This window comes from Nocardia goodfellowii, from assembly GCF_017875645.1.
Classification (GTDB): domain Bacteria; phylum Actinomycetota; class Actinomycetes; order Mycobacteriales; family Mycobacteriaceae; genus Nocardia; species Nocardia goodfellowii.
In genome coordinates this window covers 4,870,679-4,891,006 of record NZ_JAGGMR010000001.1, presented here as the reverse complement: position 1 = coordinate 4,891,006, position 20,328 = coordinate 4,870,679, and the positions used below count along the sequence as shown (strand labels likewise).

Annotated in this window: 20 protein-coding genes and 2 tRNA genes; 13 read left to right on the top strand and 9 right to left on the bottom strand. The window is 65.4% G+C overall.

The features are described 5' to 3' along the window. Nucleotides 1–58: 58 nt before the first annotated feature. Nucleotides 59–676: a DUF3159 domain-containing protein gene (locus BJ987_RS22560; RefSeq protein WP_209893564.1), complete on the bottom strand. Its 618-nt coding sequence runs from the start codon at nt 674–676 to the stop codon at nt 59–61. 55 nt (nt 677–731) lie between these two features. Between BJ987_RS22560 and BJ987_RS22555 the strand changes: the two genes are divergently transcribed. Both BJ987_RS22555 and BJ987_RS22550 read left to right on the top strand, forming a co-directional pair. After that, nucleotides 732–1,418 carry a TetR/AcrR family transcriptional regulator gene (locus BJ987_RS22555; protein WP_307869717.1) on the top strand — a complete coding sequence of 229 codons (687 nt, stop codon included), beginning with the start codon at nt 732–734 and terminating at the stop codon, nt 1,416–1,418. A 57-nt stretch (nt 1,419–1,475) separates the two neighbouring features. Beyond that, the gene (locus BJ987_RS22550; RefSeq protein ID WP_209893559.1) at nt 1,476–1,853 is read left to right on the top strand and encodes a YciI family protein; all 378 of its coding nucleotides are present in this window, start codon (nt 1,476–1,478) and stop codon (nt 1,851–1,853) included. A gap of 69 nt (nt 1,854–1,922) precedes the next feature. Here the strand turns inward: BJ987_RS22550 and arfB are convergent, their stop codons facing one another. Together arfB and BJ987_RS22540 are read right to left on the bottom strand one after the other, a co-directional pair. Beyond that, on the bottom strand, nt 1,923–2,351 hold the full coding sequence (gene arfB, locus BJ987_RS22545; RefSeq protein ID WP_209893556.1) for an alternative ribosome rescue aminoacyl-tRNA hydrolase ArfB: 429 nt from the start codon (nt 2,349–2,351) through the stop codon (nt 1,923–1,925). A gap of 284 nt (nt 2,352–2,635) precedes the next feature. Then, entirely contained in the window at nt 2,636–3,859 is a 1,224-nt protein-coding gene (locus tag BJ987_RS22540) for a cytochrome P450 (protein WP_209893552.1), read from the bottom strand. 72 nt (nt 3,860–3,931) lie between these two features. Between BJ987_RS22540 and BJ987_RS22535 the strand changes: the two genes are divergently transcribed. Then, entirely contained in the window at nt 3,932–4,480 is a 549-nt protein-coding gene (locus BJ987_RS22535; protein ID WP_307869716.1) for a TetR/AcrR family transcriptional regulator, read from the top strand. A gap of 39 nt (nt 4,481–4,519) precedes the next feature. Here the strand turns inward: BJ987_RS22535 and BJ987_RS22530 are convergent, their stop codons facing one another. Then, the gene (locus tag BJ987_RS22530) at nt 4,520–5,401 is read right to left on the bottom strand and encodes a class I SAM-dependent methyltransferase (protein ID WP_209893547.1); all 882 of its coding nucleotides are present in this window, start codon (nt 5,399–5,401) and stop codon (nt 4,520–4,522) included. Between the two features lie 553 nt (nt 5,402–5,954). Here BJ987_RS22530 and BJ987_RS22525 point away from each other — a divergent pair. Continuing rightward, nucleotides 5,955–6,536: a peptidoglycan-binding domain-containing protein gene (locus BJ987_RS22525; RefSeq protein WP_209893545.1), complete on the top strand. Its 582-nt coding sequence runs from the start codon at nt 5,955–5,957 to the stop codon at nt 6,534–6,536. 201 nt (nt 6,537–6,737) lie between these two features. Here BJ987_RS22525 and BJ987_RS22520 read toward each other — a convergent pair whose 3' ends face one another. Beyond that, on the bottom strand, nt 6,738–7,145 hold the full coding sequence (locus BJ987_RS22520) for a PPOX class F420-dependent oxidoreductase (protein ID WP_209893542.1): 408 nt from the start codon (nt 7,143–7,145) through the stop codon (nt 6,738–6,740). Nucleotides 7,146–7,290: 145 nt separating this feature from the next. Between BJ987_RS22520 and BJ987_RS22515 the strand changes: the two genes are divergently transcribed. Beyond that, nucleotides 7,291–8,283, top strand: coding sequence for a sigma-70 family RNA polymerase sigma factor (locus BJ987_RS22515; protein ID WP_209893539.1), 993 nt, complete (start codon nt 7,291–7,293; stop codon nt 8,281–8,283). Between the two features lies 1 nt (nt 8,284). Here BJ987_RS22515 and BJ987_RS22510 read toward each other — a convergent pair whose 3' ends face one another. Continuing rightward, nucleotides 8,285–8,671: a MerR family transcriptional regulator gene (locus BJ987_RS22510; RefSeq protein ID WP_209893536.1), complete on the bottom strand. Its 387-nt coding sequence runs from the start codon at nt 8,669–8,671 to the stop codon at nt 8,285–8,287. Nucleotides 8,672–8,728: 57 nt separating this feature from the next. On the opposite strand from BJ987_RS22510, the gene BJ987_RS22505 reads away from it, so the two are divergent. Then, entirely contained in the window at nt 8,729–10,318 is a 1,590-nt protein-coding gene (locus BJ987_RS22505; protein ID WP_209893533.1) for an MFS transporter, read from the top strand. 112 nt (nt 10,319–10,430) lie between these two features. Here BJ987_RS22505 and BJ987_RS22500 read toward each other — a convergent pair. Both BJ987_RS22500 and BJ987_RS22495 read right to left on the bottom strand, forming a co-directional pair. After that, nucleotides 10,431–10,507 (bottom strand) — tRNA-His (locus BJ987_RS22500). 2 nt (nt 10,508–10,509) lie between these two features. Next, nucleotides 10,510–10,581: transfer RNA gene (locus tag BJ987_RS22495), tRNA-Ala, on the bottom strand. Between the two features lie 539 nt (nt 10,582–11,120). On the opposite strand from BJ987_RS22495, the gene BJ987_RS22490 reads away from it, so the two are divergent. Then, nucleotides 11,121–11,714, top strand: coding sequence for a hypothetical protein (locus tag BJ987_RS22490; protein WP_209893530.1), 594 nt, complete (start codon nt 11,121–11,123; stop codon nt 11,712–11,714). A 275-nt stretch (nt 11,715–11,989) separates the two neighbouring features. Here BJ987_RS22490 and BJ987_RS22485 read toward each other — a convergent pair whose 3' ends face one another. Beyond that, entirely contained in the window at nt 11,990–12,418 is a 429-nt protein-coding gene (locus tag BJ987_RS22485) for a DUF6892 domain-containing protein (protein WP_209893527.1), read from the bottom strand. Between the two features lie 398 nt (nt 12,419–12,816). Between BJ987_RS22485 and BJ987_RS22480 the strand changes: the two genes are divergently transcribed. From BJ987_RS22480 to BJ987_RS22455, 6 genes are all read left to right on the top strand, one after another. Then, nucleotides 12,817–12,990, top strand: coding sequence for a hypothetical protein (locus BJ987_RS22480; RefSeq protein ID WP_209893524.1), 174 nt, complete (start codon nt 12,817–12,819; stop codon nt 12,988–12,990). A gap of 384 nt (nt 12,991–13,374) precedes the next feature. Beyond that, complete coding sequence (locus BJ987_RS22475) at nt 13,375–14,154, top strand: Rv1157c family protein (protein ID WP_209893522.1); 780 nt, start codon at nt 13,375–13,377, stop codon at nt 14,152–14,154. Nucleotides 14,155–14,184: 30 nt separating this feature from the next. Further along, nucleotides 14,185–14,361, top strand: a complete 177-nt coding sequence (locus tag BJ987_RS22470) for a DUF2613 domain-containing protein (RefSeq protein WP_209893519.1) — start codon at nt 14,185–14,187, stop codon at nt 14,359–14,361. Continuing rightward, on the top strand, nt 14,358–15,425 hold the full coding sequence (gene pgfA / locus BJ987_RS22465) for a cell envelope lipid trafficking protein PgfA (RefSeq protein WP_209893516.1): 1,068 nt from the start codon (nt 14,358–14,360) through the stop codon (nt 15,423–15,425). Before BJ987_RS22470 ends, pgfA begins: the two co-directional genes overlap by 4 nt. Before the next feature lie 522 nt (nt 15,426–15,947). After that, a complete protein-coding gene (locus BJ987_RS22460) occupies nt 15,948–18,437 on the top strand; it encodes a hypothetical protein (RefSeq protein ID WP_209893512.1) in 2,490 nt (829 codons plus the stop codon). Next, the gene (locus BJ987_RS22455; RefSeq protein ID WP_209893509.1) at nt 18,437–20,308 is read left to right on the top strand and encodes a hypothetical protein; all 1,872 of its coding nucleotides are present in this window, start codon (nt 18,437–18,439) and stop codon (nt 20,306–20,308) included. Before BJ987_RS22460 ends, BJ987_RS22455 begins: the two co-directional genes overlap by 1 nt. The last annotated feature ends 20 nt before the right edge of the window (nt 20,309–20,328 follow it).

Here is a 20,328-nt window from a genome sequence, read left to right as displayed (position 1 = left end):
ATCCGGGCGATCGCACGGAATCGAGAAGCACACGGGGCGAAGGGATTTCGCGCAGTGGTCAGCTGTCCGGCGTGGCGGGAGCACGCTCCCGCCGGTCGACACGCCGGATCGTCACCAAGATCAAGCCCAGCATCGCCGCGGTGAGCGGAAGCCCGGTGGCGATGCGCCCCACCGCGAGCCAGCCGATGTCACCCTGACGGTAGATCGCGAATTGAATCGCGAACCGCACCAGAAATGCCGCGGCGACGGCAAGAGTCACCGCGCCGAACATGCGGCGCGAGACCGGGTCCGCACGCCAGGTCGGTGGGCGGCGGCGCGCAACGCTCCACAGCAATCCGACCAGCGGATATCCGACCAGCGTCGAGATCACCAAGACACCGGCCAGCACCGGCGGATACCAAAGGTCAGGCAGGAAGAAGTCGCGGGCCTGGCCGCTGTGCAGGGCGAAGAGCGCCGAGATGCCGACGCCGATACACGCGCCGATCACCGGACGCACGGAGTGCAACCACCGCCACGCGGCCACGCCGATGCCCGCCGTGACGGCCGCGGTCACCAGGACCGCACCGGTCACCCCCGTCATCGACGCCGCCACCGCGAACGCGCCCGGGGGCACGGCGGCCAGCACGGCCTCGGCCCACCAGGTGTTCGGCGAACGGACGGCAGATCGCTCAGACATATCGACCAGCCTATAACTTTGTTATACGGTGTGGGCGACAGAAGGGATGTCGACAGTGCCCGATCAGGATCAGCCCTCGGCGACAGCACGGGTGAGCGCCACCGCGCTGTTGTCCGCGGCCGCCACGATCCTGGAGGACGAGGGCCCGCAGGCCTTGACCGTGCGCCGCATCGCGCGCGCCGCCGGCACCTCGACCATGGCGATCTACAGCCGCTTCGGCGCTACCGGCGGATTGCATCGGCAACTGCGCGAACAAGGGTTCGCCCGGCTGGCCGAGGCCACGTCCGCGGCGGTACCCGCCACCGCGGATCCGGTTACCGCTTTGGCGACAGCCGCTTTCGCCTACCTCGACTTCGGTGTCGCCGAACCGCGGTTGTACCGGTTCATGTTCATCGAGCCACCGCCGACCGGTCCCGAAACGGACACCGGTCCCGGCGATCGCCCGGGCCGTGCGGCGTTCCAGTCGATCACCGATCTGGTGAACGCGTGCATCGAGAGCGGCCGATTCCTGCCGGAAGACCCGGGGCGCGCGACGATGTGGGCGGCCGAGATGTGGGCGATGCAGCACGGGGTCACCACCCTCGCGCTGACCGCGACCGTGCCACCCGAACTCGCACGCCACGTGCTCGCCGACGCGTTACTGCGCCTGTGCGTCGGCTTCGGCGACGACCCCCAGCGCGCGCAACGCTCCCTCGCCGAAGCGGGCACGCCTGAAATCTCATCCCCGGTGAAACTCCGATGAGTTTCGCCACCACCCCCGGTCTACAGAGAAACACCCACCGAATAAAGGAGAACCCCGATGCCGCAATACTTTCTGACCCTGCCGCACGACACCGCCGAAGAGGCGACGATGGCTTCGATGCAGGAAATGGACCCGGCCGAACTGCAAGCGCTGATGGCCGCGGTCGAGAAGCTCAACAATGATCTGGTCGCGGCGGAAGCGCTGGTTCTGGCCGGCGGCCTGCACCCGCCCTCGACCGCGATCACCGTCGACGCCACCGGCGAGACCCCCACCCACACCCGAGCGCCGTTCGTCGAAGCCAGTGAGTACGTCGGCGGATTCTGGATCATCAACGCCGACGACGAGGCCGCCGCGGTGTCATGGGCCGAACAGGCCTCGGCCGCAGTCGGTTCCCGCGTCGAAGTCCGTGCGCTGCAGGAAGAACCCGACGCCTGACCCATTCCACGACGGCCCGCCCGCGCACTCGATCCCCGAGCGCAGGCGGGCCGCCACCTTGCCCGTCGGCTAGTCGTCGGGCAAGGCGCGGCGGTTGCGCTTGGTGATGCCGCGCCGCTTCTTCGCCGCGATGCGACGTTCCTTCGCTCCGCGCGAAGGCTTGGTGGCGCGGCGAACGGGGGGAGGGTCGGCAGCGGCGTCGCGCAGTAACGAGGCCAGCCGTTCGCGGGCGGCTGCGCGATTCTGCAGCTGCGCGCGTTGCTCCGATGCGGCGATCGTGATGACTCCGTCGACCAGGCGGGGAGCCAGTCGATCGAGCATCCGGGTACGCAGCCGCTCCGGCAGCGAAGGCGAGTTGACGAGATCGAACGACAGCTCGACCCGGCTGTCGGTGGTATTGACGTGCTGCCCACCCGGGCCGGACGAGCGTGAGAACCGCTCGCGTAACTCGGATGCGGGTATCACCAGCATCCGAGTTACGGTCAGGTCCTCTGCCATGATCCGACGCCGTTCTTTCCGGTGACTCGCGCCTCGACGGTGCCGAGCACGCCAGACAAAGCCTCGCAGACCTTCTCCAGGAATCGTTCTACACCACCTGACCGAGCACAACCACACGCGAAGTTGCCGAACTGCGGTCTAAGGGTCGATAACCTCGAGCCGGTCCAATGCGGTCTGCACACGCACAGCTGCTGCAACTATCTCTGGGGCCGCGCCCAACGCATCCGAGTGGCCTTCGAGCCCGGTGTGCAGATTCCGTCGCTCGGCGGGAGTCGTGTGCTGCGTCACGACAGCACTCGCACCGGGACAGTCGCCCACCCGGCGACGCTGGTCTCGCGCGTCCTGGTCAACCCTGCGCGGTCCACGTCGAATTCGGGCATGAAGTCGAGTAGGGCGTCGAGCGCGACCCGGCCTTCCAGCCGAGCCAGCGCAGCACCGAGACAACTGTGTATGCCGTAGCCGAGTCCGAGGTTGTGCCCACCGAAGCGTCGGTTGATGTCGAAGCGGTCGGCGTCGTCGAACGCTCGTCCATCACGATTAGCGGAGGCCAGCAGCATCAGAACGGCGCTGTCACGTGGAATTGTCCGATCGTGGATGTCGACATCGCGCAGGGTGTAGCGCACGTCGTACTGCACTGGACCGTCGTATCGGAGCAGCTCCTCGAAAGCTCCTGGGATTTTGCTACGGTCCGCACCCAGCGCACGCCACTGGTCCTGGTGCTCGGCGAAAATCACCGCGGCGCCGGCGATCACCTTCGCGACCGTCTCGGCGCCCGCACCCGCGAGCAAGGAAGCGAATCCGAGGATTTCCCGGTCGGTGAGCATGGTGGTCAGTCCATCCGCACGTTCGACTTCCACCTGCGTCAGCCGCGAGATCATGTCCTCGCGCGGGTCGGCGCGACGCTCCAGAATCAGCTGGTGATAGAACCGGGTAGCGGCTTGGATCGCTTGCCGGGCTTGTTCTTTCGGCACACCGCCGTCGTCGGCCCGCTGCATGGGGGCGGCATGCCAGTGCCGCAACTGCTGCCTGTGCTCAGGTGGCACGCCGAGCATGGTGGTGATGACCTCGATCGGAAAGAGCGTCGAAAAGTCGGTGAACATATCGAATTCGTGTGGGTCGACCCGATCGAGGAAGCTGTGCACGATCGTGCGGACCGTCGATTCCAGTTCGGCGATGGCACGCGGGGTGAAGACCTTGCTCACCAATTTGCGCATTCTGGTGTGTTCGGGCGGATCCATCATGATGATCATCGGAATGCCCTCACTCGGCGGGGCCGGGTCGAGCACCATCTCGAGGGTGATGCCACGGGCCGAGGAGTAGGTCTGGAAATCCTTCATCGCGGGCACGACGTCGTGATATCGCGACAACGCCCAGAATCCGACCGTCGGATTGTGGTAGACGGGCTCTTCGTCGCGCAGCCGCCGGTAGATCGGATGCGGGTCGGCGAAGAAGCTCTCCGAATGGGGATCGAACTCGATAGCGTCATCGGAGGTGCGGGTGGGCGTCATCTGGACCTCATTCACTGCCGCCAGCGGAACTGCTGGCGTTACAAAAATTACAGAAGATGTAAAGTTCGTAAAGTGAAACCAGCCAGCCGGGCTCCGCTCGACCCCTCGACTCGCACACGAATCCTCGACGCGACCCACGAGGTACTCGCGCGTCGAGGTCGCAGCAAACTCAGTCTCTCGGATGTGGCTGCCGCCGCGAAGGTCTCGCGGCCCACGCTGTATCGGTTCTTTTCCTCGAAAGAGGAACTGCTCTCGGCGTTCGGCAGCTATGAACTGGCGAAAATCGAAGCCGATCTCGAGGCGGTGACAGAGGGGTTGACGGGCCCGGCACGCCTGGACGCGGTACTCGCCTTCATCGTGCGCTTCCAAACCCAAGGCTCGTACTCCGTGAGCCGGTTGATCGGGATCGAGCCCGACTACGCTCTCGCCGAGGTCGCTCGAGTGCTCCCGATCATGCGCCGATTCATCGAAAGACTCGTCGAGGGCGACGACGCGCACGCCATCGCTGCCACGATCGTCCGAATCGCTGTCTCGCACTACCTGATCGAGGGCGACGACAAACCCCACTTCTTGGATCAGTTGCGACACGCGGCGCGCATACCCCGGCCTCCGAGCCGATGAGTGTCAACGAGCACGTCGCTCGCGGTCGCCACGCGGCGTTCAGACTCGGGGGTTCAGTAATTCCCAGTGCCACAGGATCATCGACGGAACGCCGGCGTTCGCGGCCTGAGCGGCCTCCGGCGCGAGACCGTCGAGCGACCAAGGCCAGACCTCCCACGGGCCCGGGCCGGCGGATCGGCCGACCAGCGGCGCGGCAACGACAGGCTCCTCGCAGCGCCGGACCGTAAAGCCCGCAGTCACAGCGGCGCGCACGTAATCGCCGGTGCGATGGCAGTACGACCGCACCCGCCCGGCTCCTCCGCCGGGAAGGCGAATCGTGGGAATCCGGCTACGTGCGACCTGTTCGGGATGAACGTCCGCGATCACCAGGTGGCCACCGGGCCGCAGCACACGAGCGAACTCGCCGAAGACGGGTGCCAGGTCCGGCACGTGGGTGAGGGCGAGCGAGCAGACCACCATGTCGACCTCGCCGGTAGCGACAGGCAAGGATTGCAGCTCACCCAATCGAAAGGTCGCTTGTTGCAGGCGATTCCGGGCCTGCGCCAGCATTTCCGCCGAACTGTCGACGCCGATCACTCGATGCCCGCAGTCGACCAGCATCGCCGCGACTCTTCCCGTACCGCACCCGGCGTCGAGCGCGACGCCCGGTGGCAGTGTGCTCGCGACCGCGCGGACGATCTCCGCATCGAAATCGAACGCCGGATTGTCGGGATTGTCGTAGGTCGTGGACCAGATGCCATAGCCCGCAACAGCGTCCACATGTTCGACATCCACGCCCGTTAACGTGTGGTCGGTGAGCAACCGCCGGATCTCGGCGACGCGAGCGTCAACGAACTCCCGGTCGTACTCCCCCGCGAACGCGCGCAGCAGCGCGACCCCTTCCAGCCCCAGCACATATGCCAACGGATGTTCATATGCCATCACTGGAAATTAATGATCAGCGGGACCGGCGACAACCGAATTACGGCGGACCGGCTCTGCCCGCATGATCGCCGCAACCATACAGATGCAGTCTTACCGGCACGTCGGATGCCAGGTCACAGCCGTCGTCCCAAAGCCGTTCACGGTTCCTGTACGACTTCGACAACATCTTGCTCTCACACGCGGACGCACACGGGTGATCACCGACGAGTACACCGAACAGGGATACCGCACCCAACGCCCCGCCCCCACAGATCCTGCTCGTCGACGGATTCACCGCTGGTGACTGCACAACCCACCGTGACAACGGATCCGCGACACTCACCATCCGACTTTATGACCGGCCATTCACCACCCGGAAGGCAGCCGCTGTCACCGCAGAAGCACATGAGCTTTTAGCACGCACCGACCCCGGTGCCCAGACCCGCGATGCCACCCTCTGCGAATCCAGTCCGCGATGTGATTGGATGGGCGCGTATTCCGACTATCGATCGACGTCGTGAACAGCTTTGCGGTACACCTCCTTTCGGGGTACCTGACGACGTTCGCAGGCATGAGCGAGTCGATCCGACCGTCCGATGATTCAGACTCCAATACATCAGTGTCATCTCATAATCCCGACGACTCGATATTGGGAATCCATACAAGAGAGCTTGGGGTTCCGCCTCCGGCCCGCGCCTGTGTGACCATCGATGGGTCGCACCCGGAAAGCCCCGGGCTGCAAGACGATTCGGAGCAGACAATGACGACCACAACTACACATCCAGCCCGCCGGATGTTCGCCGCGGTGGCAGTGAGCACAGCCGCGCTGGGTGGGCTAGCGTTCACCGCGGCACCGGCCTCGGCCACGCAGGCGCCCTCGATCAATCAATGTCTGGTGTTCCGGCCGTATCTGGTCCAGGGGGTACAGAATCAGGCGGGATGCGTAGCCGCGGTGCAGTCGTTCCTGCGCGCGTACACGCCTGGCAGCCCCGCCGTCGATGGACAATTCGGCACCGAGACTCACCAGCGCGTCGTGCAATTTCAGCAGCGCATGAATATCGGAGCCGATGGCAAGGTCGGCACCAACACATGGAACGCCATCCAGGCGGAATGCGGCTGGCGCGGGGACTGCAATTACCACGCGAACTACTGAGTCCGCTTACGGCTGACACCCGATGAACGTGTACCCAGCGGCGCGACCCGCGCTCTAGTTTCCTGCCCTGAATATGACGTTGATCTTCCGCGGACTCACGCTGGCCACTTGGGACCGCGGGGCCGGAGGGCGACCGTTTGCGTCGTGTTGATCGAACTCTTGACGCGAATCGCGCTGCCCTCCCGCCATTACGGTTCACGTCTATTCCTGGACGGCTCGTGGTGGCCAGGTGTAAACCCGTTCAGGGGTGATCCGGACGATCAGCCGCTCCGCACCCGGCTCCGGCGGATGCGAGGCCCCGCCCATGTACCGGGCGTACATCTCATGGCCCAGTTTGTTCTCCGGATCCTCGGTGATTTCGACACTGCCGCGAACCTCCGCGTACTGGCCGGTGGTGTTGCTGAGCAGCAGCAGGCTGACGCGCGGGTCGCGCATCATATTGCGGGTCTTCAGCCGTCCCTTGATGGTGCTGAACACAACGGTGTCGCCGTCGTCTTTGACGAAGATCACCGATGATTGGGGACGTCCGTCGGCATTGGCGGTCGAGAGAATCGCCGAGTGCGGTCCGCTGATCAGCTCGCGGACCATGGAATCGAGGTGTGTGGTCATCCGTGCATGTCCTTCCGGTGTGGGTCTGTACTAAGAGGTAGACCGGCCGGAGCGGGGAAAGGAATCGGGTTCGCCGGACGTTGTAGTGGCGTCCGCCCCCTGCGCTACAGTCCCGATACCGAAATTCACGAGAAAGGTGCGCTGCGTGCCGCCGGAGCAACGCGTATCGCCAACCGAGTTCGCCGACCGAACCCACCCGTTCCGGCGCGAACTGCTGGCGCACTGTTACCGCATGCTCGGCTCTCTCGACGACGCCGAAGACCTGGTGCAGGAGACGTATCTGCGGGCGTGGCGTTCCTACGACCGGTTCGAGCAGCGGTCGTCGCTACGAACCTGGCTCTACCGGATCGCGACCAACGCCTGCCTGACCGCGCTGGAGCAGCGTGGAAGACGCGTCCTGCCCTCGGGATTGGATGCGGCGAGTGAAACCCCTTACGCGGCAACCACAGCCGCGAGCAACGATATCGAATGGCTGGGGCCGCTACCGGATTCGCTGATCACCTCCGAATCAGACGACCCCGCAACGGTTGCCGCCGCCCGGGACAGCCTGCGCCTGGCCCTCATCGCAGCGTTGCAACACCTGTCCGGCCGCCAACGTGCGGTGCTGCTCCTGCGTGACGTGCTGCATTTCTCCGCCGCCGAGGTGGCCGAACTCCTCGACACCAGCACGGTCGCGGTCAAGAGCACGCTGCAGCGCGCTCGCGCGCACCTGGACAAGCTCGCCGTTACCGCGCAAGGTCCGGCCGCGCCGACCACCTCCGAAGCACAAACCCTGCTCGCCGAATATATGGCGGCATTCGAGAATTCCGATGCCGCGGCGCTGGAGAAGATCCTGCATCGCGACGCGGTGATCGAGATGCCGCCCGCACGAACCTGGTTCTCCGGCAAGCGAACCTGCGCGATGTTCCTGGCGGCACAGGCGCTCGGCGAGCCCGGCGACTGGCGGATGCTGCCCACCATCGTCAACGGTCAGGCCGCCGCCGTGACCTATCACCGCGATGCCGACGGCACCTACATCGCGTTCGGAATCGCAGTTCTCACCACGACACGCGACCGAATCACCCGGATCACGGTCTTCGGGCAACCCGAGTGGGTAGGTCGCTGCGGTTTCGAGGCTGGTCTATCGGCGATCGTGTGAGTCAGCCGCGCGCGTAATCCACCGCGCCCACGACTTCCGGTGGTGCGGTGGCGATGACGGAATCGAGAGCGTCGCGAGCGGTTTCGAGATCGCGGATGCCCGCGTTGATGCGGTCACGTTCGCGGTACAGGTCGACCAGGAGTTCGGGACATTCGGCGATCAGTTGCCCGTCACCGGTGGACAGGCAGGGCAGCAGGTCGGCGATGGTCGAGGTGGACAAGCCCGCGGCGAGCAGACTGCGGATGTGGGACACGGTCTCGACGTCGGATTCGCTGTATTCCCGATAGCCCGATGGATGACGGTGTGGTCGCAGCAGTCCCTGTTCCTCGTAGTAGCGCAGCAGCCGCTGACTGACTCCCGTCCGCCGCTGCAAGGCCCCGATTCGCACCTCGCCCTCCGATACCGACTTGACTCTCACATAGATGTGAGACTTTAGCATCGCGCCATGCCCGATTCGCAAGCTTCGCCCGCCCCGACAACACCCCAATTGTCCGCCGGCCCAAGGGAATGGCTCGGTCTCGCCGTACTCGCTCTGCCCACACTGCTGCTCGCGATGGACGTCACCGTCCTCTATCTGGCCGCGCCGCATCTGACAGCCGACCTGCGCCCGACCGGCATCGAGCAGTTGTGGATCGCCGATATCTACGGGTTCATGATCGCTGGTTTGCTGATCACCATGGGCACGGTCGGCGACCGCATCGGCAGACGCAAACTGCTGATGCTCGGTGCGACCGCGTTCGGGGCGGCGTCGGTGCTCGCCGCGTTCGCCACCAGCCCGCTCCTGCTGATCATCGCCCGAGCGCTACTCGGGATCGCGGGCGCCACCCTGATGCCTTCCACACTCGCGTTGATTTCCAACATGTTCCGCGACGCCCGGCAGCGCGCTACGGCCATCGGAGTGTGGGCAACCTGCATGTCGGCGGGTATGGCGGCAGGACCGATCATCGGCGGCCTGCTGCTCGAGTCGTTCTGGTGGGGTTCGGTGTTCTTGCTCGCCGTGCCGGTGATGGCCCTGTTGCTGACCACCGCTCCGGTACTGCTGCCGGAATATCGTGACGCCGGTGCCGGCCGCATCGATATAGCCAGTGTGCTGCTGAGCCTGGCGGCGATCCTGCCGCTGATCTTCGGCATCAAGAAGGCCGCCGAGACAGAGATTTCCGTCGTGCCGGTCACGGCTATCGCGATCGGCGTCGGCTTCGGCTCGATGTTCATCCGCCGTCAACGCACCCTCGCCGACCCACTACTGGAGCTGGGATTGTTCGGCAATCCGACATTCCGCGCGGCCTTGCTGATCCTGCTACTCGGCCTCGGAACCGTCGGCGGCAGTTACCTTTTCATCACCCAGTACCTACAGCTGGTGCGCGGCCTGACACCACTGGCAGCTGGGTTGTGGCTGGTGCCTCCGGCCGGGGCACTGATCCTCTCCTCGACGCTGACACCGATCATCGCCCGCAAAGTGGAATCCCGGTTCATCCTCGCCGCCGCGCTGGCCCTCGCGACACTCGGCTACCTGACGTTGAGCCTCGTCGACGCCGTCGGCGGGCTTCCGCTGCTGATACTGGGTTTCGTCCTGGTCTACGCGGGCGTCAGTCCGCTCATGGTGCTCGGCACCGATCTGGTCATCGGAACGACACCGCCGGAGAAGGCGGGTTCGGCGGCAGCGATGTCGGAGACCAGTATGGAATTCGGCGTCGCCACCGGAATCGCCGTTCTCGGCGTCCTCGGCACCGCGATTTACCGGGCGGAGGTGTCCGGCGCTCCGGCAATGCCGGGGCCAGCGTTGGACTCGCTCGGAGCCGCCGATGCCGCCGTCGCGGACCTGCCCGCACACGCCGGCGACGCGGTCCTCAACGCAGCTCGCGAAGCATTCACCAACGGGCTCAACATCATCGCGCTCGTGTGCGCGGCGGTCACGGCCGCGCTCGCCGTAGTGGCGCTGACGGCGCTGCGATCATCCGCCACCGCGGACAAGCCGGACACTAGGAGCGCAAAGGGTGAGCAGGCCGGCGGGCGGTGCGGTGCGGCGGACGGATGACTTACTGGCACAACGCCTTCCGGTCACCGCCCGGGTGGCTGCATCGACTCGACGTTCTCCCGCGCTGTTTGCGTGAGCACCGAGACCGGCAATCTGGCCTCACCTGGGAAGTTGGGCAGAGCGACGGGACTCGAACCCGCTAATTCCAGTTCCACAAACTGGTGCCGCGACCGCTTTGGCTTCGCTCTGCGTGGACCCGATCGGATTCGAACCGACAACCGACTGCGTGCAAGGCAGTTGCTCTCCCGTTGAGCTACGAGCCCGGGAATAAGTACATTGGCATGAGGAACTGAAAAGGGCCGCTACCACAGTGTGTGATGCGACCCTCGACAAGAGTTCAGACCCTCGTCAAGGACCGATCGGATGCGCGACCGAGGCATGCTCCGAGCAGCGCCCGGCAACGTGCCGACTCGCCTCGAATTCCTGATGCCCGATCATTTGCCCGATCCCTTCGTTGCTGTGTATCCCAAGCTAGCAGCCGGACTCCGCTCCCGAAACTTATTTATTCCGGGTGCGATTCGCGTGAATTGATCGTTCACGGCAGCGGCCGGCTTCATCGAGCGGTTCAGGCGCATAGCAACGCAATTGCGCGGTCAACCGGGCGATCAGCACCGCGTCTTTCTCATCGGTCTTGTCGGTGGTGCGGTCCTCGGCACGACGGGACCCGGCAGTAGTCGCCGGCTGGACGCCGACTCGGGTTGACCGAGCCCTCCAGCCTTGGGCACCATCACCATACGGTCCGCCGCCAGCATGAGCTGACCGTGATGGCACAGCGGCGGCGCGCCGACCGGGGAAAGGGATGATGACCGTCATGCCACGCCGCTACAGCACCGACATAGCCGATCAGTGGGCAGGATGGTCGTACTACGGTGCCGCCCACCGATACGACATCCACGACACTACCGAAGCCGGCGCGGCCTGCGCACAGGCAATGGACCAGCTCGAAACGGCCGCCGATGAGGCACGGTTGCGCGAACTCGCCTACGACAACGGCGACCGCTGCGCCTTCATCCGGTTGATCGAGATCATGGTGGACGCAGACCGCGTCGATGACCTGCGGCTCCTGGCACGCGGCGGTGACGACCGCGCGGCCACGACACTCATGGAATACCTGGTCCGAACCGACAGCATCGACCGCCTGCGCGCGGAAGCGTCCGAGGACGCGAGCGCCCGACTATGGCTGGCACACCTGCACTTCCGCCGCGGAGAGGACGAGGCCGGGCTCGCCGAGCTCGAAGCCATGGAAAGCGACCCCGACAACGGCTACTACGCCCACTCCGAGCGAATAGCGCAGTTGATCCGGCTCGGCCGGATAGCCGAAGTCCGTACGATGGCCCAGGCCGGCGACCGCACAGCCACCCGATGCCTGAAGCGGATGTCCACCCCACCGGATTGACCGACAACCCGATCGTGCGTCCCCCTCACCAGACGGCGCGCGACGAGACAACACGGTCTCATACCCGTGGCAAACTGGTAGTCCTACGCATTACCGCGACCCGCGCGTTCCGGAGTGGCCGGCGCGGGTCAGCGGAAGATCAACGGACAGATCCTCTCAGCGTCGGCAACGCACCAAGATGCGGATGTGCGTACTCAGCGAAGGGGCCACATTGTCGTGGCAGGCACCCAGAGGTGCTGCGGCTCGGCAGGTTCGGTCACTCCGATGGGGAGGAGTTAGTCGATCAGCTCGATGCCTCGGGCGCGCAAGTCCGCCTGGAGCTGGGGCGCAAGCCATTCCGCACCGAGAACGCGCTTCAGATTCGGGAGGAGATGGAGGTCGTCGAGACTGGCGACGTCGAACTGCGCACCCTCGCCGTCCCAGTGCGGGCAGCATTCGAAGTAGACCTGACAGCCTCCATCGAAGATGAGCTGTTCAACCCCGCCGAGTAGTTCGGTCGAAAGCTCCAGGCTCTCGAAGTAGGCCTGCGCCTCCGGCATGACCTGGTCGTAGTAGTTGTCGGCGGAGTACTCCCAGAGGTCACCATCGAATCCCTTGGCTTCCAACGTGTCCTCGAGGGACCATGGCGCGAGCTTCGCCGACGCCCCATACATGAGTTCTTCGATAACTGCCAGCTTGAGATTGAAGTCCACGAACCTAGTCACACGCCCAAACTAGTGCCGGCCTATGACAACAACTTCGTCGAACGTCCGCACATCAGCGTAAGACGTCCGGTATCACGCTCATCATGCCGACTTCAGTCGGAACGAGTGCGCGGTAACGCCGCGACCCGCGCGCGTCCGAGCCCGTGACGGATTCCGATAGCCGGGTCTTCGGGCGCATCGTGGCGTGTGAGTACTTCAGCGGACATCGACGTCGCCTTCGCGAAGGGATATCGCAAGCATGAGGCCAAGTGAATTGTAAACTTCTACGAAGCTGGTTGTAGTGGCTGATGAATAGTCAAAAATCGCCAGAATGGCCGAAACCGCACCCGATGGCATGGTGTTATTGCCTCGCCCCGAGCCTGGGGCGTGCGAAATAGAATCACATCGAGGATTGCTGTATGAATTCCAGAATCATCCGTCCGCTCGTTGCTGCCAGCGTCGTCCTGCTTACCGGCGGGTTCGGCGCTGGCATCGCTTCGGCGGCAGTCGCCGCCCCTGTCTCGGGCTCGGGATCGGTGGAGGTCTGCTTGCCTATTCCGCTCGGACCGCTGGAATTCAGCATCTGCCTGTAAGCGAACGAACGTTTGCTGCTCGGTAACGTGAGTTTCCTGCCCAATGTGTTGTGCAGGCAAGGAAGCATCGTGTCTGTCGTAATCTTCTGCGGGCCACGAATATGCGGCGCAACCTCTCAGCACGCCCTACGGACTCACCAATCACAGGATGCCGACCCGTTGGCCGGACAGCGCGCACGCCGAGATGTCAGGCGAGCGCGACCCACGACTTGCTTCCTGCCTATTGCAGGACGGCCTCGGTCAGCCGCGCGGGCCGCGCACACCTCAGCGAGCGAGCGCGTGGCGTACCCGCGTCCGGCGAAAACTGGTGTCGCTGCTTCCAGGAATCCCAGCTGACCTTTCCGGGTCGCTTCATCTATCCAACGAACAAAGGACGGCCGACCAGTGCTGAGCACTCGAGCCTCGCGGACCGCATTGTCCGCCCTCGTACTAACCGCGGGTGCGGCACTCGTTGCACCCACGCCCACGATGGCTGCCCCGCAGTCCGCCGGGACGCAGCCGAGCGTCCCCGCCATCGCCGAGAACGTCCCATCGGGCGCGCTCGCGGCGCTGGCGCCGACGATCGTAGGTGCCATTTCCGCCCCCGGCCCCATCGCCGATGGCGGACAGGCAGCGATCCTGGCCCAAGCCCGTGTGCTGCTGGCAACGCCCGGTATCCCCGCGCAGGTGAAGGCCACCCTCGAGAAGGCCATCACCTTCCTCGACGGCAGCGGCGGCGGCGGACCAGACCTGCCCCCGTCGGACGGCCCGCGCATCGCGCAGTTCCTCTACCCGACCATCGGCAAGGGCTGCATCGGCCCGACCTCGGATTCCGTCGGCACCGCGCTGGCGGTCCCCGGTCCGGCCGAGCTGCCCCCGCCCGGACCGGCCGCGGGTCAGACCGGCTTCGTCTTCACCGCGCTCGGCACGAAAAGCGCTGCCGCCGTGCAGAATCGGCCGATGACGGTGCAGTGGGTCAATCTCGACAACCGCCGCACCGGCACCCAGCCGCTCACCAACGCGGCGGGCATCAATTCAGACGGCCCGGTCACCCTGTCCGCGATCGCCGACACCGGCCCCGGCCGGGTCGCGGCCGTGATCACCGGCTCGCTCACCACGGCCACCGCCGATGGTGGCCGGACCTGCTCGTTCGCCCCGATCCTCGGGTTCTTCTCCGTCGGCTGATTCTCGCACCACGCAATTGGAGTTCGATCTATGAAGTGTGTCGTCCCCGGCCTCGCCAGCGGCCTGACCGGCGCGGTCCTCGGGGTGATTGCCGTTCTCGGCATCACCGCGGGCGCGCAACAGAATTCGATCCCGGCGCCCAACGGCTCCGAGTCTGGTGATCCGGGCTCGTCGCTGCTCGGCAGCGTGCAGTACGGCTCGCGATGAGCAACGTGCGCAGGCTCATCGCCTGCATCCTCGTCGGGCTCGGCGCGCTGCTGCTCACGGCCGCGGTCATGATCCCCACCTATACGGTCGGCAAGGTCGCCAAGACCCCGCTCGACCTGCGCATCACCACCATCGCCAAGAGCGTTCCCGGCGAGGAAAGCCTTGTGCTCGACGCGAAGTCGCTCACCGCGGCCGAGGGAGCCGCCAAGGTGAACACCAACGTGCCGCTCGTTTCGCAGCGCTTCCTGACGATCGAGGAGCCCTCGGACGCCGACGAGATGACCCTTCAGGCCGGCCAGACTCTGCGTCGCGACGACCAGGACCCCAAGAACGGTCTGCTCACCGCCTCGGTCGACCGCGTCACCATCGACCGCGTCACCGGCGCGCCGATCGACGCCTCGCCCAATGGTTCGATCGCCGTGGCTCAGGACCCCAAGTCGGGCGCCGAGATCCCCACCGAGCAGCAGCGCCGCGGCCTGCAGTACCGCTTCCCGATCGGGACCGAGAAGAAGACGTACCCATACTTCGACCTCAACGCCCGCGCCACCCACGACATCAACTTCGTCGAGGAGTCGGAGATCAACGGCGTGCCGGTGTACCACTTCCGGCAGACCATCCCGGTGACGAACATGTGGGACGTCGTCAAGCACCCGTCCCACCAGCTCGCGCTGCCCGCCGCCAAGTGGGGCCTCGAGGGCACCGAACCGGTCACCATGACCCGCTTCTACACCAACACCCGCGACGTGTGGGTGGAGCCGAAGACCGGCGCCGTCCTCAAGGGCGGCGAGAACATTCACATGTACTACGGTCGCAGCGCGGGCCAGGTCGACGTCAACATTCTGAAGTCGCACCTCGTCTTCGACGAGGAGACCATCGAGGCCCAGATGGCCGTCACCCAGAAGAGCTTGGACAAGCTCAGCCTGTTCGGCAAGACCCTGCCGATCATCCTGGGCGTCCTCGCAGCCCTGCTGCTCATCGGCGGCACGGTTCTCGGATTCAGGAGCGCGGGCTCGGGCCGCCGGTTCGATACGCCGACCAAGCGGATTCGTTCGTCGAACCGGTAAGGCACTTCGGCCTCCCGGCCCTCAACCTGGGCAGACCTTCCCTCACCTCGGCCTCGCCGCATGCACCACGGCCATCGCCTCAGATCCCCAGCGGTGGCTCGAACGTGGCACGGCCTTCGAGGGGTCGTCGGTGCCGGGTGCAGCCTCGCTACGCGTACTCGACGCGGCGGTGCGATGAGAATCGGGTAGCCCGGTACTCCCCTGCTGCGGTCGGCCCCTGCCTATGCTTTATCGCAGACGGGGGTCACCACAAATCGCAGTCTCGAACGATAAAGCCGGACGGGGATCTGCCTCGGCATCGTTCCTTTACAACAGTGGGTGGTTGCCGTGTTGGTCATAACCTTTACTGGTAGGACGCCGATTCCCGGTCCGGTGACGGGTTCGGGGTACAGCATTTGGTCCTACCGCGTTGAATCGACCGGGCCCGGATCCAGCGGCGGCGGTGAATTGCCCGCGAATCTGCGGATCGCGCTCGGATTCCCCCGCCAGGTCGATGTGCGGGGCCCGGAGCAGTATCCCGGCGTGACGCAGCTGCAGGGGATATTCATTCAGCGGGACGCGGATTCGAGCCGGGTGTACGTCGGCCGGTCGACCACCGCCCCGGGCACGCAGACGATCTCGTTCGTCGCGCCGACCGGGAACGCGGAGTACGAAGTGCTGCTGGCGAAGGCGCCACCGGGGCAGGCGCTGGCCCCGGCGCAGTACGCCACCAGCGCGACGGGCGCCCCGCAGACGACGCAGGTGCTCGCGGCTCCGATACCCGGCCCGCCCGCCCGCAGCGGACGTCCGCCCGTCGATTTCACCGGATCACTGCCGTACGCCAGTGAGTTGTTCGGTGTATACCAGCCGCTCGCGGGGTGGTTCGGGGTCGGCGGTATGACGCGTCTGGCCTCGGTCATCACGCCCGGCCGTAGCGCGGATCGCGAGAACACGGACCTGATCGAACGCGTGCGCGCCTCCGTGTCCGATGCCGCGCAGGGCGTGTTGTCGCCGGTCGGTCTGGTGAATTTGTTCCGGCAGTACTTCTTCGAGTTCGACACCTTCCTCGGCGCGCCCGCCGGGCACGTGTGGATCAGCCCCGGCGGCACCGTGGAACTCGTCGAATCCAGTACGCGCAAGACCCTGGTCGAGAAGACGGCGGAGGTGGCCGAGGAGACCACCCACAAGACCGAGGAATCCCTGACGACGCAGGAGGAACTCGCGGACGCCGTCAAGGAGGACAACGCCAACGATACGAAACTGGGCGCGAGCGCCTCCGGCGGCGCGAATTTCGCCGGGATCTATCACGCCGACGCCAGTGCGAGTTTCAGCGCCCAGAACTCGACGAAATCGAGCTCGGAATCGACGCACAAGCACACGCGGACCCAGAGCGCGAAGGTGACCAGCGAGATCCGGCGTAATTTCAAGACGACGTTCAAGACGGTCACCGAGTCCACCGATACGACGAGCCGTCGCTACGTCGTGCAGAACACCACCAATAAGCTCGTCAACTACGAACTGCGCCGCAAGATGCGCAAGGTCGGCGTGCAGGTGCAGCACATCAGCACCAACCTGTCGTGGCAGGCGTTCACCGACGAGCCCGGAAAACGGCTCGGGCTGGGCGAACTCGTCAATGTCGTTCCCGCACCGGACCTCACCTCGATCAAACAGCCGGACCCGCCACCACCGCTGGTGGTCAAGACAACCCAGTTCACCGGTCCGTTCCCGATCCGGAAAGTGCCGAACACGCAGAACCCGCCCAACATCAATATGGAATTCGTGCACCACGCCGCACCGGACGCCGAGGGCATCGCGGGGCATTCCAACGATGTGCACGCGGTGGCGCGGATGGACTACTCACCGCCTTCGCCGGCGGAGGGCTACTCGATCAAGGAGGCCCGTTTCCTGGCACCGGGGTCCGGGCGCGCGTGGATTCCGCATCTGATCCGGGTCGCCCCCGACAAGAAGAGCTTCACGGTATTCGCCCTGTTCTTCAATTCCGGTGACCTCAGCCCGATCCCTTTGAACTTCGACGTCATCTGGGACCCGCCCGCGACCGATGCGGCGCACCAGGAGTACGACGAGAAGCTGAAGCTCTATCAGAAGGCCGTCATCGAGTTGCAGCGCACCTCCTATGCCGAGGCCGTGCGCAATCGCGCCAAGCTGGTGCGCGGAATTACACCGCGCCGCCCGGAGGATCTCCGCAAGGAAGAGCGCGAGATCGTCTACGGCTACCTGATCCGCGAACTGAAGCTGTTCGACGACGCGCACCTGGGCTCGGAGCTGCTGCGGCAAATCTTCGATGTCGACGAGATGCTCTATTTCGTCGCGCCGGACTACTGGCGGCCCGGCGAGATTCCGCCGTCGGATCGAAATGCCAAGGGCCGCTATCCGGTGCCGAAACCACCGAGCGAGCAGGAGATCGCCGACGACTATCTGGCGGGCACCACCGTGACGAGCAGCTACTCGCACACCTCGAAGAACAACTGCCTCGTCCCGGATCCCGCCGATCCGAAGAAGCTGGTGGTCGCCGACGAATGGCGAATCAACTATCCGATCGCCGAGGACGGCCGGCCCGCGCCGCTGGGCAGCTCGCTGGGATGGCTGATCCAGATCGACGGCGATGAGCGGCGCAATCAATTCCTCAATGCCGCCTGGGTCAAGGCCGTCCTGCCGGTGCGGCAGGGCCACGAGCCCGAGGCGCTGGAATGGCTGCAGCAAGCCGATGTCGAGGGCGAGGCCGGGCTGCTGCTGCCCTATAAAGTGCAGCCCGGCGATCCGCCGGAATACCAGAACAAGACCGTCGGCGAGGTACTGAAACTCCTTGCGGAAAAACTGAAACTGGCCAATACCAACATCAACAACACCCTGGCCACGGAGAAGGTGTTCGAGACGGGTTTCGATCCCCTCGAAGGCGGCTTCCGGCCCGCCGAGCCTTACCACATGTTCGACCAGTGGGTCGAGGTGCTGCCCACCGATCAGGTGGTAGCGGTCGAGGTGGAATACGACCCCAAGACCGGAATGCAGCTGTAATGACCACCGTCGCGACGATCGAATGGGGCGCGCGTTCGCGGCAGTTGCAGTCCCGGCTCCGGCAGAAGGTCGCGGGGTCCAGCTTCTGGCTGACGCCCGCGACCGCACCGGTGTCGGCCGGGATCGTGCCGCCGGATCGCGTCGCCGACTGGGCCGCCGCGAAAACCGTTCCGCTGCAAGTCACGACGGACATGCGCGCGCTGTCGGCGGCAATCGAGATACCGGGCGGACCGGCGCACGTGCGGCTGGACTTCGAACTCGTCGCCACCGTCGGCGGACATTCCGCGACCGTCCTGTCGATCCAGCAGCTGTTCGGCCTCGCGGCCGGCGCTACGGCCCAGGCACCGGGAACACTGCTGCCCAGTCAATTCGCGATCGCCGACACGATTCTCACGCCCACACCCAAGGGGCCGACCGCGCGGAAAGGTCCCTCTCCCACCGGCCGGAAAATCCAGCTGGGGCTGCACCCTCTGCTCTCCCTCGGCGGGTACGGAAAGTACTCGGTCAACGCGGAATTCGTCGATGTCACCGAACTCTGGTGGAAGGTGCATCCCGACGCGACCTGGGGGTGGTATCGGCATCCCATGTTGAAAGGTAGGCAGGAGCATCTGCGGGTGCTGGCCTGGACCGGCGGTGGAAATCCCATGATCTGGTTCGCCGCGGCCGCCGGCGCGCTCGTGGGACAGCGTGCCGCGGCTGCGGGGCCCGGAGCGCGAGCCGAGGAGAAGTCGGCGGCGGATATCGTCTTCTACCGGCCTCCGCCCGGAAGCAACGCATTCCCCTACGCGCCGACGGCGGCCGGATTCGAAGCCAAACAGCACGACGACACCACGATGGTCAATCTCGCGCGCTACCTGCTCGCTCCGGCACCCGAAGCCCAATTGCCCGCGCTCCAAGCGGCCGGGATCCGCACCCCGGAGTTACTGACGGACAGAATTCAACCGAAGTCCGTATCGCCGATACGGCCCGCCAACCCGATGTCACTCATGAAGCTCTTCGACGCCGCGAAGCTGACCAGGGCGGAGGCTTTCACCGACGGCCGCGCGAACGCCTTCCGCCCGGTCGGATTGGAAAACGCGCTCGAGCAGACGGGCGGCCGGCATTTGCTGCTGCTGCCGCTGGGATTCGAAGCCTCCGCGGGCAACACCGCGCTCGGCATACCGGGTAACCCGCAAGGCGGCTACGAGGCGGTGGAGAAACCCGGTCTCGACACCACAGTCCAGAGCGCACTCACCCTGCTGTGGTCGATCAATGCCGTCGGGCGCGACGACCCGAGCCCACCGAGCAGAACCACTCGTCAGCTGTGGGTTGCCGGGCACAGCGAGGGCAATCGTTCGATATGGCGAACGCTCGCGGTCAACCCGACCAGTATCGATCGGATCATCAGCTTCGATTCGGACACCCTCGACGAGGGCGCCGACACCATGCGCAAGGCCGGTATGGCACGCGCCCAGGATCGCCCGCTGCACGCGTTCGTGATCGTGACCCCGGTCGGCGGTGACCCCCGCGGCCTGTCGGTCGCACGGGATGCGCAGCTGCGAGGCCTGCGAGACAACCACGTCCTGGTCTCCGTCCTCCCCGAGTTCGACAAACGGGAGGCGTACTGGCACTTGACTCCTCCGCCGATCGTGAACCCCTACCTGCTGTTCCTCCTCAACCACTGGAACACGTCCTCGGGTCCAGCGGGCTCGAAGACACTCCTCGAGCTCAGCACGACGCCTGCCGGAGATTGGAACTTCCTCTTCTTCCATGAACTGGCAGTCTTCGGCGGCGACCTGGTACAGCCGTCCGGAACCTCCACACCTCGCCTCCGGACGTTCTTCGAACAGGCACTCGGCCCGCCGAATCCGCGGCCGCCGCTACCGAAATGACCGCGGCGACGAAACCCGAG

What these genes read in the sequence shown, in the direction of transcription:
- BJ987_RS22560 (WP_209893564.1), bottom strand. Translation starts at nt 676, where the DNA reads ATGTCTGAGCGATCTGCCGTCCGTTCGCCGAACACCTGGTGGGCCGAG.
- BJ987_RS22550 (WP_209893559.1), top strand. Translation starts at nt 1,476, where the DNA reads ATGCCGCAATACTTTCTGACCCTGCCGCACGACACCGCCGAAGAGGCG.
- arfB (WP_209893556.1), bottom strand. Translation starts at nt 2,351, where the DNA reads ATGGCAGAGGACCTGACCGTAACTCGGATGCTGGTGATACCCGCATCC.
- BJ987_RS22540 (WP_209893552.1), bottom strand. Translation starts at nt 3,859, where the DNA reads ATGACGCCCACCCGCACCTCCGATGACGCTATCGAGTTCGATCCCCAT.
- BJ987_RS22530 (WP_209893547.1), bottom strand. Translation starts at nt 5,401, where the DNA reads ATGGCATATGAACATCCGTTGGCATATGTGCTGGGGCTGGAAGGGGTC.
- BJ987_RS22525 (WP_209893545.1), top strand. Translation starts at nt 5,955, where the DNA reads ATGAGCGAGTCGATCCGACCGTCCGATGATTCAGACTCCAATACATCA.
- BJ987_RS22520 (WP_209893542.1), bottom strand. Translation starts at nt 7,145, where the DNA reads ATGACCACACACCTCGATTCCATGGTCCGCGAGCTGATCAGCGGACCG.
- BJ987_RS22505 (WP_209893533.1), top strand. Translation starts at nt 8,729, where the DNA reads ATGCCCGATTCGCAAGCTTCGCCCGCCCCGACAACACCCCAATTGTCC.
- BJ987_RS22490 (WP_209893530.1), top strand. Translation starts at nt 11,121, where the DNA reads ATGACCGTCATGCCACGCCGCTACAGCACCGACATAGCCGATCAGTGG.
- BJ987_RS22480 (WP_209893524.1), top strand. Translation starts at nt 12,817, where the DNA reads ATGAATTCCAGAATCATCCGTCCGCTCGTTGCTGCCAGCGTCGTCCTG.
- BJ987_RS22470 (WP_209893519.1), top strand. Translation starts at nt 14,185, where the DNA reads ATGAAGTGTGTCGTCCCCGGCCTCGCCAGCGGCCTGACCGGCGCGGTC.
- pgfA (WP_209893516.1), top strand. Translation starts at nt 14,358, where the DNA reads ATGAGCAACGTGCGCAGGCTCATCGCCTGCATCCTCGTCGGGCTCGGC.
- BJ987_RS22455 (WP_209893509.1), top strand. Translation starts at nt 18,437, where the DNA reads ATGACCACCGTCGCGACGATCGAATGGGGCGCGCGTTCGCGGCAGTTG.